At 59.7% G+C, this 15,184-nt stretch carries 13 protein-coding genes and 1 pseudogene; 11 read left to right on the forward strand and 3 right to left on the reverse strand.

The window, feature by feature from the left end; genetic code table 11:
• Positions 1–258: 258 nt before the first annotated feature.
• The 11 genes and pseudogenes from ACTJLC_RS09185 to ACTJLC_RS09235 all read left to right on the forward strand — a co-directional run bounded on the left by ACTJLC_RS09185 (position 259) and on the right by ACTJLC_RS09235 (position 12,675).
• Positions 259–1,673: pseudogene (locus ACTJLC_RS09185) on the forward strand (undecaprenyl-phosphate glucose phosphotransferase).
• A gap of 181 nt (positions 1,674–1,854) precedes the next feature.
• Positions 1,855–3,000: a polysaccharide biosynthesis/export family protein gene (locus ACTJLC_RS09190; RefSeq protein ID WP_114164244.1), complete on the forward strand. Its 1,146-nt coding sequence runs from the start codon at positions 1,855–1,857 to the stop codon at positions 2,998–3,000.
• Positions 2,997–3,503 carry a low molecular weight protein-tyrosine-phosphatase gene (locus tag ACTJLC_RS09195; RefSeq protein ID WP_073428501.1) on the forward strand — a complete coding sequence of 169 codons (507 nt, stop codon included), beginning with the start codon at positions 2,997–2,999 and terminating at the stop codon, positions 3,501–3,503. Before ACTJLC_RS09190 ends, ACTJLC_RS09195 begins: the two co-directional genes overlap by 4 nt.
• Positions 3,504–3,534: 31 nt before the next feature.
• Positions 3,535–5,823, forward strand: a complete 2,289-nt coding sequence (locus ACTJLC_RS09200) for a polysaccharide biosynthesis tyrosine autokinase (RefSeq protein ID WP_310313821.1) — start codon at positions 3,535–3,537, stop codon at positions 5,821–5,823.
• 107 nt (positions 5,824–5,930) lie between these two features.
• Positions 5,931–7,058, forward strand: a complete 1,128-nt coding sequence (locus ACTJLC_RS09205; RefSeq protein WP_186814032.1) for a glycosyltransferase — start codon at positions 5,931–5,933, stop codon at positions 7,056–7,058.
• Entirely contained in the window at positions 7,058–8,215 is a 1,158-nt protein-coding gene (locus tag ACTJLC_RS09210; protein WP_440843686.1) for a polysaccharide pyruvyl transferase family protein, read from the forward strand. The genes ACTJLC_RS09205 and ACTJLC_RS09210 overlap by 1 nt, the downstream gene beginning before the upstream one ends.
• A gap of 66 nt (positions 8,216–8,281) precedes the next feature.
• A complete protein-coding gene (locus tag ACTJLC_RS09215) occupies positions 8,282–8,791 on the forward strand; it encodes a hypothetical protein (RefSeq protein WP_440843688.1) in 510 nt (169 codons plus the stop codon).
• Between the two features lie 39 nt (positions 8,792–8,830).
• Positions 8,831–9,526 (forward strand): lipopolysaccharide biosynthesis protein, encoded by a 696-nt coding sequence (locus ACTJLC_RS09220; protein WP_440843690.1) that lies wholly within the window; start codon positions 8,831–8,833, stop codon positions 9,524–9,526.
• Positions 9,516–10,658 carry a hypothetical protein gene (locus ACTJLC_RS09225; RefSeq protein WP_440843692.1) on the forward strand — a complete coding sequence of 381 codons (1,143 nt, stop codon included), beginning with the start codon at positions 9,516–9,518 and terminating at the stop codon, positions 10,656–10,658. Before ACTJLC_RS09220 ends, ACTJLC_RS09225 begins: the two co-directional genes overlap by 11 nt.
• Entirely contained in the window at positions 10,655–11,695 is a 1,041-nt protein-coding gene (locus ACTJLC_RS09230) for an acyltransferase family protein (protein WP_073428496.1), read from the forward strand. The genes ACTJLC_RS09225 and ACTJLC_RS09230 overlap by 4 nt, the downstream gene beginning before the upstream one ends.
• The gene (locus tag ACTJLC_RS09235) at positions 11,692–12,675 is read left to right on the forward strand and encodes a cellulase family glycosylhydrolase (RefSeq protein ID WP_152035383.1); all 984 of its coding nucleotides are present in this window, start codon (positions 11,692–11,694) and stop codon (positions 12,673–12,675) included. Before ACTJLC_RS09230 ends, ACTJLC_RS09235 begins: the two co-directional genes overlap by 4 nt.
• Before the next feature lie 222 nt (positions 12,676–12,897).
• Here the strand turns inward: ACTJLC_RS09235 and ACTJLC_RS09240 are convergent, their stop codons facing one another.
• The 3 genes from ACTJLC_RS09240 to ACTJLC_RS09250 form a co-directional block, all read right to left on the reverse strand.
• Positions 12,898–13,518, reverse strand: coding sequence for a LysE family translocator (locus ACTJLC_RS09240; protein ID WP_083081302.1), 621 nt, complete (start codon positions 13,516–13,518; stop codon positions 12,898–12,900).
• A 114-nt stretch (positions 13,519–13,632) separates the two neighbouring features.
• Positions 13,633–14,184: a hypothetical protein gene (locus ACTJLC_RS09245; RefSeq protein WP_073432966.1), complete on the reverse strand. Its 552-nt coding sequence runs from the start codon at positions 14,182–14,184 to the stop codon at positions 13,633–13,635.
• 232 nt (positions 14,185–14,416) lie between these two features.
• Positions 14,417–15,037, reverse strand: coding sequence for an IMPACT family protein (locus tag ACTJLC_RS09250; protein WP_374709812.1), 621 nt, complete (start codon positions 15,035–15,037; stop codon positions 14,417–14,419).
• Between the last annotated feature and the right edge of the window lie 147 nt (positions 15,038–15,184).

A 15,184-nucleotide genomic window follows, 5' to 3' on the forward strand; every position in this document is an offset into this window, starting at 1 on the left:
TTGGACCGGCTAAAGCGGCGGCCATTTGGGAAATTTCGCACTCTACGGCGATGCCAGCCAGAGCAGAATGCGCCTTCTTTAAGAATTGACCCATTGAGGCGGAACCGTGAACAAACACGCTGCAAGTGATGCCGCGAATAAGAACGTTGATTTGGCGCGTTTGGCTGAATTGCCGTCTCTCGTACCGGTGCGAGGTTTGCCGCGTGTCGAAACCGGTTCTCGGCGTTGCTGCCTGGCTGGATGCTAGAGCCAAGCACGATGCCGATCGTGATTCGTCAAGCCGGTACGCGTAACTTCGTCGATAAAGAGGGCGTGCTGGCGCGCCTGCTCGATTGATGCTGATCCCGCTGGGCGCGGCTCTGGCGTCGCATTTCTTCATGCCGGACTCGGGGCACTTGATTGTCGAGGGTGCGTTTGTCGCATTCGATATGGCGCTCGGCATTCTGCTCTTGCCGTTGTTCGGTGTTTACGACTCATGGCGCGGCCGCTCCAAATGGCATCTGAGTCTGAACATTGTGTTCGGCTGGATCATCGTGCAGGTCTGCGGCCTTGCCTTGATGTTTCTGCTTCATCGCACAGCATCGATCTCGCGAATCTGGTGCGTGAGTTGGACCGTGATGACGGCAACGGGTCTGGTGGCGTCGCGGCTGCTCGTGCATGCAGTGCTTCAGCGAATGAGGCGCGCCGGGCGCAATTTGCGCACGGTCGCCGTGGTCGGCGCGGGCGCGCATCGCGACAGCGTGATCGCCAACATTGTGAAGTCGCCTGGCGCGGGTTTCCGAGCGGTCGGGGCGTTCAACACGCGACGGGGTAGCGAGCCGGACGTTCCGGGCTTGCCGTCGTTTGCGCACTTGCGTGAATTCGCGGATTGGGTGCGCCGCGAAAGGATCGAGGAAGTATGGATTGCGCTGCCGATGTCCGAAGAGCGCACCGTATTGCGGATCATCGACGAGTTCAGCGGCGACCTCGTCAATTTGCGCTTTATTCCCGACGTACGCGGCCTTGCGATGTTCGACCGGAACGTCGTGGACCTGATCGGCGCGCCCGCTATCAATTTGATGGCTTCGCCGATGACTCCCTACGCCCTGATTCAGAAAGCGATTTTCGATCGGCTGTTTGCCGCGGCGGTCCTGATTGCATTGTTACCGCTGATGTCGGCGATTGCGGTGGCCGTCAAGTCGACATCGAAAGGACCGGTTCTGTTTACCCAGCGGCGCAAGGGGGCGGACGGGCGTGTCTTTCGCATCTACAAGTTCCGTTCGATGAGCGCGCATGCGGAGCAGCCCGGGGTGGTTCGCCAGGCTACACGCGGAGATCCGCGCATCACTCGCGTCGGCGCTTTCTTGCGCCGTACGAGTCTTGACGAGTTGCCGCAATTCTTGAATGTGCTGCGTGGCGAAATGTCGGTGGTCGGACCCAGGCCGCACGCAATAGAACACGACGACCAATACCGGTCCATCGTCGACGGCTATATCCATCGTTACAGGATTAAGCCGGGCATCACCGGGTGGGCTCAAGTGAACGGATTTCGCGGAGAAACCGACCGGATAGAAAAGATGCAGGGGCGTGTGGAACACGATCTGTATTACCTGCGGAACTGGTCGTTCGGGTTGGATATGCGCATCGTTCTTGCGACGGTGGTGAAGGGGTTGGTGCATCGGAATGCGTATTGATGTCCGCGCATTTTCTCCGGCGTGCGGTGACGCGTCCGGCGATGTGTATCTCAATGAAACACGAATGACGTCTGCCCGAACTCGGGCAGCGAGGGCAAAGCTACGGCTTGCTCGCTTGAATAGGTTGAACACGATGTTAGCGGTAATTCAGTCGCGGCCGGTGTATCGGCTTGGGGCACTTATGGCGGCCGTCACGCTGCTGACCAGCGCGTGCGCGGTGGCGCCGGGTATGCGGATGGAAACCTCTCGAGTGCAGGATGCATCGAGCAATTCGAATGCCGCCGGCGCAGTCGGCGCAGACGTGATTCAGGAAAAAGCCAATGCGACGCCAGGCACGCCTGACATCGCGATCACTAAGGTTGATGCAGCGCTCATCTCGAGCCTCGCTCAAACCCGCAAGCAACAGCAACTGGAGCTTTCGCAGCTACTTTCGGAAGCGCCGCAGGCCTATGCCGTCGGGCCCGGTGATGTGCTGCAGATCGTTGTCTGGGATCACCCCGAATTCGCAGCCGCGCTCGGTACTTCGCAAACGCAGTCCTCGCCGCGACCTGGTGATCCTCTTGCCGGTTTCATTATCGATCAGAACGGCACTCTGACTTTTCCGTATGCAGGCACGTTGGATGTGGCAGGGCTGCGTACCGAGGAGATACAACGGCGCCTGACCGCGGCGCTCGCGAAGTACTTCGTCAAACCACAGGTCACTGTGCGAATGGCTTCTTACCGTGCGCGTCAGATCTATGTCGACGGAGAGGTGCATAGCCCCGGCGCGCTGGCTGTCAATGACGTGCCCATGACGCTTTATGAAGCAATCGGTCGTGCCGGCGGCTTCAATGAACACGCTGATCAGAGTGACCTCGTGCTGGTACGCGACGGCCAATCGCATCGCCTCAACATGACGCAATTGCTGGCCCAAGGAGTGAGCCCGTCACGACTTTATCTGAAACACGGTGATTTGCTGCGTGTCGTGTCCCGAGACGAAAACGATGTGTACGTGATGGGCGAGGTGAACAAACCCGTATCAGCGATTCCGCGTCGAACCGGACGCATCACGCTCGCGGACGCATTGTCGCAGGCCGGTAGCGTCAACGCATCGACTGCCGATGCCGCGCAGATGTTCGTGGTTCGTGGTTCGTTGAGCGGGACGCCCGAAGTATTTCACCTCGATGGCCGCTCGCCGGTCGCGATGCTGCTGGCCAAGGATTTCGATCTGCAACCGAAAGACGTCGTGTATGTGGATGGCAGCGGTCTCGTTCGCTTCAATCGTGTGCTGAGTCTGTTGATGCCGTTGATTAGCACGGGGTTGACCGCGGGAGTTATTGCGAAATGATTGAACGCGTGCTGGCCGTATGCGCCGGCAATATCTGCCGCAGTCCTATGGCGGCGGCTCTCCTCTCGCGGCGCCTTAAGTCCGTAACTGTGGAGTCCGCCGGTATTACGGCGCTGATCGGCCGTGAAGCGGATCCTCATGCCATAAGCCTGATGCGCGAACACCGTCTCGATATCCGTGCGCACCGTGCCCGGCAGTTGGTGGGGTGGATGGCGGCATCCGCCGATCTTGTCCTTGTCATGAGCCATCGGCAGAGGCAGTACCTCGAGCGTCGATTCCCGTTTTTGTCTGGACGCGTATATCGACTCGGCGACTTCTCGAATCCCCCGGGGGATTCCCTGGCAGGATTCGACATTCCGGACCCATACGGCAGGGACCGGGCGACATTCGAAGAAAGTCTGAGCCTCATCGAGGCCGGCGTCGAAGGCTGGTCCCTCCGCATCGCGGGCGTATCCGGTACAGCCGTTATGCCGGTTTCGCGTACCGACAAGACTTTGCCTTGACACTCCCTCAAAACACCCACCTTTGTTCACAATGAAATCGTTGCAGTCGCCTGAGAACGAGGCGTTAAAACATGACGATGAGCTAGATCTCATCGGGGTACTGGACGTACTGGTCGAGTACCGAAGTGCCATTCTCAAGATTTGCCTCACTTGCGCCGCACTTGCGACCGCTTTCGCCTTTCTGTTTCCGCCACGCTATCAGGCGGACATCTCGGTTCAGGTTGAGGACGGCAACGGTATGGCTGCTGCCCAGAGCCTGCTGGGCGACGTGTCGTCGTTGTTCAACTACAACTCGCCGACTTCCGCCGAGCAGCAGATCATGGCCTCGCGGCTCGTCGTGACCAGCGTTGTCGACGAACTGCATAGCTATATCACGGTGCACCCGAGCCGTTTCCCGCTGATCGGCGATTTTGTGGCACGCGTCAGTGACACGGCAATGCGCCCAGGTATTTTTGGTATCGGTGGCTGGGCGTGGGGCGCGGAACACGCCGACATTATTCAGTTCGACGTCCCGACGCGCGTGGAGGGTGACCGATTCTCGCTTACCGTGCTTTCTACGGGCCGCTATAGCCTATCCGGTCGGATTCTTGAGAATCCGTTTGTTGGCCGGGTTGGCCGGGTCGAGGTGATTCAGACCAGCCATGGGCCGATGACGCTGTTCGTGAGGTCGTTCAATGCGGCACCAGGCACCAAGTTCGAACTGTCCCGGAAATCTCGCCTTGGCACAATCACGGAAATGCAGAGCCGTCTTGACGTCAAGGAGAAGATCAAATCGTCGGGCGTGCTCATTGCAACCCTGAGGGGAACTGATCCCGTCATGATTCGGGACCAGATGCAGGCGGTCGGCCGTTACTACCTGAAGCAGAACATCGAACGCAAGGTGGCCGACGCTGCGCAATCTCTAGCATTTCTGGATGCGCAAGTCCCGGTGCTCAAGAAGCAACTTGAGGATGCCGAGGTCCGCTACACGCTGTTGCGTAATAAGCGGGGGTCCGTCGATTTGACGGAGGAAGCCAAAATCGCACTTCAGCAGACGGCGGATGCAAAGACGCGCATGCTCGAACTGCAACAGAAGCGCGACGAACTCTCCTCCCGGTTTACCGGTTCACATCCTGAAGTGATTGCGCTCAACGCGCAGATCGCCACACTTCGCGCCCAGGAGAGCGTATTCGCCCAGCAGATAGAGCGCTTGCCCGATGTTCAGCAGGATGCTGTGCGTCTGATGCTGGATGTAAAAGTCAATACGGATCTCTACGCGGCGCTGCTGAATAACGTTCAGCAACTGAAACTGGTCAAGGCGGGCAAGACAGGAAGCGTGCGCCTCGTCGATTCACCGGTAGTTCCTGAAAAAATCGCCTTTCCTAACCGCCCGGTGACGATCGCTATCGGCACGTTGCTCGGGCTGTTACTGGGTGTTGGTTTTGCTTTTGTTCACAACTACCTGTTCGCCGGAATTGCCGAGGCGGAGGAGATCGAGAGCCACGCCGGCCTGACCGTGTATGCAACGATTCCGGAGTCGCGCTATCAACAGCAACTCAATAAGGAGCGTAACACTCACCCGTTGGACGTCCGTCTGCTGGTGCAAGCCTATCCGCACGAACCTGCGGTCGAAAGTCTTCGAAGCTTGCGAACGGCACTTCAGTTCGCGATGCTGAACGCGAAAAATAACGTGGTCCTCATTTCCGGCCCTACGCCCGACGTTGGGAAATCATTCGTGTCGGCGAATTTCGCAGCGCTGCTGGCCGCAAGTGGCAAGCGCGTATTGGTCATCGACGGGGATATTCGCAGGGGCCATCTCCATCAATACTTCGGTCGGCAGCGCGAGCGTGGCTTTACGGACGTCGTTGCAGGGAAGCTTGCGCTGGATCAGGTCATTCATCGCGACGTGGTCCCGCATCTGGACTTTATTGCCACGGGCGGGCTGCCAGGTAGCGCAGCGGAGGTGCTCATCCAGGAACGCGTGGGGCAGATTCTCGATGCGAGCGCACGTAACTACGACGTAGTGCTCGTCGACTCGCCGCCGGTTCTGGCCGTAACCGACGCGATGGTATTGGCAGACCACTGCGCGACGGTGTTGCTCGTTGCACGAGCCGGCCGCACTCGCGTGGCGGAACTCTCGGAATCGGTCAAGCGATTTGCGCACTCTGGTATTTCAGTGGCTGGTGCACTTCTTAACGGCCTCGATCCAAAATCCGGAAGGCGAAGCTACGGCCGAAAAACCGGAGCCTATCGGTACGTGCAGTACCGGTACGAAGAGGCGCAGCCGGCACTAGTATCTCGCTGGCGTCAGATATTGGTGCGTCTTGGACTGGGGCGGTGATGCGAGTCAATACAGCAGTTGCCGCTGAACGATCGCAATCAGTTGTCGCCCACGGTAGTCGGACTGCCCTGCGAGATCGTCGGAACTCGCGGGAGCCCGCATTACGTGTGGCGCTCGTGGTCGAAGCGGCGGGTGGCGGCGTAGCCGTCCATATCGCTGATATGGTACGCGGCTTGCGCGCCCGCGGGGGCTTCGAGGTTCACCTGGTGATTCCCATCGGAGCTCGTTTTGACGGCGTAATTCTGGCGGACGATGTTCTCGCACAGTGTGATACGGTTCATCGGCTGCCGATGGTCCGCTCGATCAGCAGTTCCGATACGATCGCCTTCGCTCATTTATTCAAATGTCTGCAAAAGATCAAGCCAGACATCGTTCACAGTCACAGCTCAAAGGCGGGTGCGCTCGCCCGTCTGTGCTTAGGCCCGTGGAAACAGGTCTACACCCCACATGCCGTTTACACGCTCAATCCGTATCTGCCGCGTGCGCAACGCCGTTTCTATGGACTGGTCGAAGGATTTCTCGGTCGCATGCGCAGCGACCGAATTATCGCTGTTTCGCTCGATGAAGCGGAACATTTGCGGCAGGTATTGCGCATACCCGCGGACAAGATCGAGACGATCTTCAACGGCGTACCAACCCCTATGCTGCTTCCAGCCGTCGAAGCCCGCGCGGCGTTGGACTTGCCGAGCAACGCGGTCGTTGTCGGATTCGTGGGGCGGCTGGATTTCCAGAAGGGTGTCGACCGGCTGGTACGGGTTGCCCAAAGCCTGCTCGACCGTGGAATCGATAACGTCATTTTCGCGGTGATGGGGCCGGGGGACTTCGTTGCCGCGTCGGGTGTGAGCGCCGACGCCATTCCGCGCAACATGCGTGTGTTGGGGCTGTTCCCGGAGGCGCGTCGCTACTTCTCCGCCTTCGACATCTTCGCACTATCCAGCCGTTATGAAGGCTTCCCTTATGTCGTCCTCGAGGCAATGGCAGCGCACGTCCCAATCGTTGCCACGCGGGTCTCCGGCGCGGCCGAACTGGTTGACGCGGAACAGATGGGATTCGTGGTTCCCAATGCAGACGACATGACGGTGTTCACGGACGCCATAGCCGCGCTCGCCCAAGATCCGATGATGCGCGAACACATGGGCCGCAATTGCGAACGGGCCGTTGAGCGTTTTTCCGCTAACGCCATGATCGACCGCACGGTGGACCTCTACAGGCGTTTGCTCAAGGAGAGCAATTGATGGCAACCCAAACGCACGTGGTTCTCCTTCACGCTTACAGCTCAAGGAATTCGGGCGATGGACTGCTCGTCGACCTCTCGGTCACTCTGCTGAACGAGGCTTTGGGCGAGGGGACGCGCGTATCGATCGTCGCGGCCGATCCCGGTTCGTTCCTCCAGTACCCCGATGTCTATCCGGCGCCAGTTCTTGCGGACAGTGGCATGACCCGTCTTGGGGCCGGCGCGGCCGGTCTTATGTTTCCCATTGACAGCAACGGCCGGATGCGCGCGTTGTTGCAGCTTCTGAAGTCGGCCGATCTCGTCGTCGGCGTGGGAGGCGGATACCTGCGCGCGCGCAACTGCATCGAGGCGCTCAAGCTCGAAGCGGGCCATCTGCTGCAGATGCGCGCGGCACGTCTCGCTGACAAACCGACCGTGTATCTGCCGCAAAGCATCGGACCGACTATGCCAGCGGAACCGCTGCGCTCGCATCTGTCGGGCATGCTCAGCGGGTTTTCATCCGTGTTCGTTCGCGACAACCGCTCATTGGCCTTTCTCGAGCGCAATGCGAACACCCTGCGGGCTCCCGATCTCGCGGTGCTCGATTTCGAACGGCGCAGCGAGCAGATCATGACGCGCGCACGGAAGGCCCGTCCTGCCGTCAGCCATGTAGCGTTCGTGCTACGGCGGGCGCCGAGTTGGAGTGCGCAGCAGCGCGGGCGCTACGAGAGCGCCACGCGAACGTTGATCCATCAGCTGGGCGAAACGTGCCGGATCAGCTTTGCCGTGCAAAGTAGGGGCCGCGGCAACGACGACCTTGCATACTACCGAAGCATCGGCATCGACGGCGAACCGACGACGCTGAAAGACTTGCTCGTGAAGGACACGCCAGACGTCGTGGTATCGGTGCGCCTGCATGGCGCTCTCGAGTCGGTGCTGAATGGCGTGCCGTCCTATCACCTCAGCTATGAGCGCAAGGGTTTCGGTGCGTATGCTGATCTCGGTTTGCACGACTGGGTGGCCAACGCGGCCGACTTCGATGCCGGGAAGGTTGCCGCGACGATCATGGCGCCGGATGCGATTCGCGCTTTCTGGGCGAACGCCTCGTCGGGTTTCGAGCGGATCCGCAGCGGACGGGACAGCATTCTCGCCGCGCTGCGCACCGCGAGAAACGCATAGCGCGGTATTGTCATGCACCTGCTCATTCGCCTGACGCTTCGCATCGCATCGCTGGCGCTGAAATTCGTGCTGACGATCGTCGTCGCACGCACGCTCGGATTCGCAGCCGTGGCCGATTATGGTCTGGCGCTCGCCGTATCGGTCGTATCGTCCAAATTACTCGGTCTGGGATTCAGCACCGAGATCAACCGGCGACTGAGCAGCGTGAACCCGGTGGGCGCGATCCGCGACGCGCGCCGTTTGCTCCTGCTCTATTGCGTCGTGTACGCGGTGATTGCCGCCATCGTCGCGTTTCTGTACGACAGCGCGGGTTTGGGTGCATTTCATCGCATCACGCCTGGCATTCTCTGGGGCGTGGTGCTCGTGGCGTTCTCCGAGCATCTGGGGCTTGAGACGACCTCGTACGTCTTTTCGCTGCATCGCCCGAGGCTGGGGTCGGCGCTGCTTTTCATCCGTACCGGCGCATGGGCGGGTGTGGCGATTGTCGGCCTGCTCGCCGGCGGGGTCCGTTCCGTCGAGATGATTTTCACATTGTGGTGCGGGACGAACGTCATCGCCGCGGTCGCGGCGTGCTGATGCGTGTGGCGTTCAGGGCATGCAGGGCACGAGGCGGGATTGCAGCGGGAAACACCTGCCACCGACGGCGCGCGAAGCGTCCGCTCGGTGTGGATCGCCGGTTTGCCATTTTTCGTCGCGACGACCGTGCTATCCGGTCTGCAATACGGTGAGCGGTTTCTCGCGAGTGGTGTCGTGACGGCGGACAAACTCGGGCGTTATGTTTTCGCGTGGTCGATCGCAAACTCGATCCAGACGATCGCCTACGCGACGATCGTCGTGACGGCGGGACCACGGCTGGTGCGCGCGCTGAGTGCGGTCGACGGTGACTTCTGGACGGTGCTGCGAGCCTCGGCGCGATCGAGCGCCTGCATTTCGATCCTTGCCGTCGCTGGGATTCTATTCGCCAGCCAGCCGATCTTTCGGCTCGCTGGCGAACCCGCTGACGGCCCGGCACTCATGATGCTGCTCACGCTGCTCGTCTCGTTCGTTCTGAGGTCCATCGCGGACGTTTTCTGGAGTGGCGCGGTCGCGCTGCGCCTCGGGAAGCCGGTTGTCATTGCGATTTCGGTTGTGGCGGTCGTAAGTATTCCGCTCGAATGGATGCTGGTCACGCGGCTGGGCGCAATCGGCGCGGCATTGGCGCACCTGACGGCGAGTGTGGGGATCGTGGCGATACTGGTGCTGATCGTCATGCGTGCCCGCGAGACTCCCGTCGTCGTGGACAGCAATAAGGAAGCGTTTTATGTTTCGTAAGGCACTTAACGCCGGTCCGCGGCTCAGCGTGGGTGTCATCCGGCTCATCGCCAGTCTATCCATCCTGCTGTATCTGATGATGTACGCGAAGGCGGGCGTGTTTTTGCCCGAGTTCGTGTTCCGCGATTCGGATAAGATCCAGTCGCAGATCGGTGGCTCGAACACGTATCAAGATACGTCTTTCGACGCAGTTGCGAAGTTTTATGCTTCGCTCGGTGATCTCGGTACCAATGTCTTTGTGGTGAGTATCGGTGCGCTATTTATCTGGCTGATGGTTGGAAGCTCGAAGCGCCTCGGCGGCCTGCTGATGAATATGGTGCTGATCGCGCCATGCGTGTTCTTCAATCTGTTCGTGGCCAGCAAGGACACGCTCGTCGTCCTGATATCGGTGGTGCTGGTTCTGATCGCCCGAAGGTGGAGTGTGGTGCATGTCGCGCTCGCCGCAGCGGTGCTTTATCTCGGATACGCGTTAACGGTTCGTATCTATTTCGTGATGATTCTCGCGGTTGCCGCGGGCGCATGGATATTCCGCTCAGCATCGCTGCGACTAAAGACGTTTCTGGTTCTCGCGGGCGTGGCGGGGCTGTACCTGCTGCCGGATGCCACCTACTACGTACTGTTGCATCCGCGCGATATGGCAGTCGACTATCTGGTCGCGGGCTCGCCCTACGGCGCGCGCACCGGCTTCTACAACCTGCTGGAGCCGACCTCGTTCGCAGCATTCTGCGCAGACTATTTCTACGCGATCCTCAGACTGAACGTTCCCGTGCTGTTTTCCCCTGAGCCCAAGGAGTTCGTGATGCTGATCTTCGTATGGATCGCAATCGGCGCCGTGTTCGGCCGCAAGAGCGGCCTCGCGGCGGGCATCGACACACGCGCGATGGATGTGCTCGCCAGCCTTGTCATCGGGCACATGGCCGTATCGATGCTGTTCGAGCCGGATCTGGGTAGCTACACACGGCACCTTTCCAGCGTCGCGCTCTTTTGTGCATGGCGGCTCAGCGCTCTGGCTGTCCGCTCGCGGGCCCCGAATGGCCAAACGCCGGCGGGTTATCCGCCGGTCGATTCTCAACCACAGTCATCGGCAGCTCAACAGCGATATGGCTCAACCGAAGAGGCGTTTAACCCATGAGCACGATAATTGACCGGCCGCGAGTTTATGACAACGTGCAGGGCGCACGCGCGCTCGCCGCGCTTGTAGTCGTCGCCTATCACCTCGGTGTATTGCCGTTCGGACAATGCGGCGTCGACATATTCTTCGTAATCAGTGGCTTCATCATGTCGCTCGTCGCGCCGGGCGAGGGGCGCGACTTTCTGCGCAAGCGCCTCATCCGCATTCTGCCGCTCTATTGGCTGTCGACTATCGGCGTATACATCATTGCAACGATCAGGCCGCACTGGTTGAACACGACGACTGCAGACGCCATATACCTAGTGAAGTCGCTCCTATTCATCCCTTACGTAAAGGACAACGGTCATTGGGGACCGCTCAACCTCAATGGGTGGACGCTCGAATACGAGCTGCTTTTCTATCTTGTCATCGCAGTCGCGATCAGCGTGGTACGTCCGCGCTTCGCTACGGCGGTTGCAGCTGCCGCGCTTGCTTTATATAGCTTGCTCAATGCGCTGGTCAAACCATCGAATCTCATCGTCGACTACCTCGGGCAACCATTTCTGCTGGAATTCTGCCTAGGGGTCCTCGCGTACTGGACCGTGCAATTGGCGAGAGTCGAGCGTATTTCGCGGTGGTTCTGGCTGGTCAGCGCTGTAGCGAGCCTTGCAGCGATGCCTGCGTATTTCATGTTGTATGGCGCACCAAGCGGATTTATGCGCACGGCGGTGTATGGCGTGCCGGCGTTCGCGTTCATCACGTCCCTGATCGCAATGGAAACGGGAGGCTGGAGCACGCGGAGCAGGCTTGTTGCTCGCCTTGGGGCTGCCAGCTACGCGATCTATCTGTTGCATCCCTATGTCGTCGGCTTTCTGCGAAAGGTGTTGACGATGCAGACGAATCTGAACTCGTGGAACGGCGCGGCGACGGTCTTCATCGTGATCGCTGTGGTGTGCGCGGCCAGTGACGTGTGTCACCGTCGGATTGAGAAACCCGTGCTTGCGTGGCTGAATCGCTGGTTTGGACGACGGGAACCTCTTGGAGTGACTATCAGGTGATTTCATTTCAACGTTTATCGAAAGTAGGCGTGATCGCGTTTTGCATGTGCAGCGCCGCCATGCAAGTGCAGGCGAAGAAGCAAGACTGGATTTCAGATCACGAAGGCGCCTCCAAGGTTGGCGTTCAGGTAAAGATCGAGCGGTTTACGCCGACCACGGCGAAACAGATCAAAGCCACCGGATTTAGCTTCGTTCGCTTTGGGGTGTGGACGAATTCAATGCAGACAGCGGAATACCAAAAGAAGGTGACTGACGCGTTTAACGCTGCTCAAGCGGCAGATTTACCCGTCCTTCTGACGGTGCGTTCGACGATCCCGCTCGCGAGGTCTTCGAACGATGAGGCGGCGCGCAATGCGCAACTGCGCGACTCAGCGAAGCAACTGATCAACGTAGTGGGCAGCCTGGCTGGCGCAAATGGTAGCGATCTGCTCGCCGTTGAACTCTGGAACGAACCGGAGTTGCCCACGTTCTGGCCAACTGGCGATGTCGATTCCACATTTCCAGTTTATATGCAGGCGGTGTGCAGCGGGTTGAGGGCCGTTCTCGGCACGACTCCTGTCATCGGATTCGGTTTTGCGACGGTTCCTGCCTCCGGGTCCCACTCCGATAAGCTATTGCAAAGCATTCAATCGCCGTCGAGCCATTGCATCGACGCGGTTTCATATCACGCGTACGGCATGAGCGAATCGCAGATTCGAGAAGCATCCGTGTACGTGCGTTCCCGATATGGACTACCGGCGGTTATCACAGAGTGGGGCGTTTCCTCCGGGCGCAATGGGGGTATCGCCGGTCAGGCGGCAGACATCAAGTCGTTTCTCCTAAAGCGCAATTCGATGAGGACGCCGCTGATTTCAATCTACGAATGGCAGGATACAGCGCATGGCAAAAATGCACGCGAGCGCAATTTTGGCTTGGTGGATGCGTCCGATACCCAAAAACCGGCGCTACGCGCGGCGTTGACTGTCTTTGGCAAGCAATGACGGAGGCTTAACGCGGCGGCTGCGATTTTCTGATGCTTCCGGTCAGCTTGCATGCGAGCGCGGTCAATAACATGACGCAGACCAGCGTCTCGCCAAGAGCGAAGGCGAGTGCCGTAGCGATGTAACGTTTAATCCGGTTCATTCGTTCGGAGCGTTGTTTGGCAAGGACTTTATTATCCCGCGTAACGGTGATTTAAGACAAACCTGCGCCCCTTCAACGCCTCACCCCCGCCGAACCAACAAAAAACTCACCCCAACCCCCGCCAGAAACGCTCCGCAGCAACGATTAAACCACCGACGAACCGTAACCCGTACCAGCCATTTCCCAAGATACATCCCGGCCCACGAATACAGCGCGATCGCGACCCACTCGAGCACGAGAAAGCTCGCGCCCAGCACGGCGAACTGCGGCAGTATCGGCTTCGCGATATCGACGAATTGCGGTAGGAACGCGGTAAACACGAGAATCGCCTTCGGATTGCCGGCGGCCACGAAAAACTCACGACGTGCAGTCCGTCCGAGCGATGCCTCGTCCTGCTGTGTCGAGTCGATGGCAGGGGCGTCGCTGCGCCACAGTTGAATCGCCAACCAGATCAGATAAGCGGCGCCAACCAGTTTGATGGCGAGAAAGAACCACTCGGATGCATGTAGCACAACAGCGAGTCCCGTTGCGGCAAGCACCAGCATCAATGCGAACGCAACAAGCCGGCCAGTGCCGCCAACGAAAGCGGTTATGAAACCGTGACGCGCGGCCACGTTAATCGACAGTAGATTGTTCGGTCCGGGCGCGAGGTTGATCGCGAAGCAGGCGGGCAGAAAAAATAGCCAGGCGGTGATGGACATGACAGGCTCGCACGATGAACAGGCATTTCGACGCATCGCGCGGCGCAACGGCAGGCTCTCGCGACACTCCTGGATGATTGTAGCGAAACCGACTTGCATCCATGCAACGACGCCTCAATTCACCGACTTAACAAACCCCGGATCACTAATCAACGCGTCAACGCTCAGCTTCACCGTATCCTCGATAGCGATGGGACTGCTGGTGAATTTAGGCGACTTCCGGCTGACCGTTTTCGAGGTTGAGAACACGACCTTACGAGTCGCGGCATCGGTCACCACATAGCGCATCTTCAACGTCCAGAATGCCGGCGACCGCGCGTCGTCCACGGTGAATTTCTCGATGCTGCCGCTCAGCACCTTCCTGTCGTCGTTCAGATGAAAGCCGGCGACCTGCAAGCTGTTCGCGATGCCGTTGCGCACCGCTTCGTTGATGTCGCCTTTTAGCACGATGCTGGTCATTGCCGTGTTTTCGATGCGGTTCGGCGAGACGCGTCCGGTGCGAGCGGGTAGGTAGGCAAAGTCGCGCGCGGGGGCGACGATGAGCCGTCCCGTGGGCTGCGAATGCGCAACTGGGTGAGGCGCGGACGCGGCATTCAGGCCGAACCACGACCATGAGCAGGCGGACAGCATCAAGGGTAGCGCGACGGCGCCGCAGCCCTTGAGCACGGTGCGTGTCAATGCGAGGCAGGAAGGACTGAAGGTCTGCCGCAGCGACTGGATTCGTTGCTGCGACTCAGGCGCTGTGCGGGAAGAAGCGGCGGTCGAGGTCAGAGGAGCACCTTTTTAATGAATCATCGCGGTGGAGGGCAGCATGGTAACAGCGGGCCGCGCAAGCGCGTCTTGTTAATCAGCGCGCGGCGTGCCGGCAGACGAGCACGCTGAAAACCGCGAAGCCGTTTCAGAAGAACCCGGCTTTTCCCTGCGTCATATCCACGAGCGCTCGCCTGGCGTCGTCCATCGCGGTGACCGGCAAGCGGATCGTCATCCTCACGAGCATCCCGTACGCGCTATCGACAAGCGCATATTCCTCGGCTTCGAGCCATCTCCGCACTTTCGCTTCATCGGCGTAGCTGACCTCGACAGTCAACGAGACCTGAGCAATTCTCTCGATCCGCGGCGCATTCAGTAAGGCGGAAGCAATCGCATCGGTATACGCCCGCACCAGGCCACCGGCGCCGAGCTTCACGCCGCCGTAATACCGAACGACGGCGGCCAGCACGCCGTCCAGATCATGATGCCGCAGCACTTCGAGAATCGGCCGTCCCGCGGTGCCGGACGGCTCGCCGTCGTCGGACATGCCGGACTGGCCGCCCGCCAGCAGCGCCCAGCACACATGCGTCGCGGCAGGATGCTCGTCGCGCAGACGACGCAACTCGGCCATCGCCGCGTCGCGGTCGGCAACCGGTATCGCGTGCGCGATGAAACGGCTCTTGCGGATTTCGAGTTCCGCGGTCAGCGCCGCAGGCAAGGTATAGGTGGGCAAGGCAAGGACTTCGGTGAAGGAAAATTGCGGACACACGTGGCTCCGTGAGCGCAATGGTAACGGATCGCAGCCGGCGAACCGGCAAAACGCGGATGTAAGATGGCGTCGCCGTTCTCCGCATCCACTGGCGGCTTGGAAAACGGCGCATCCCGCGCACTTTGCGCGCCTGTCTACCACGCTACG

It is taken from the genome of Paraburkholderia sp. 22099 (genome assembly GCF_052045835.1).
Taxonomy (GTDB): Bacteria; Pseudomonadota; Gammaproteobacteria; order Burkholderiales; family Burkholderiaceae; genus Paraburkholderia; species Paraburkholderia terricola.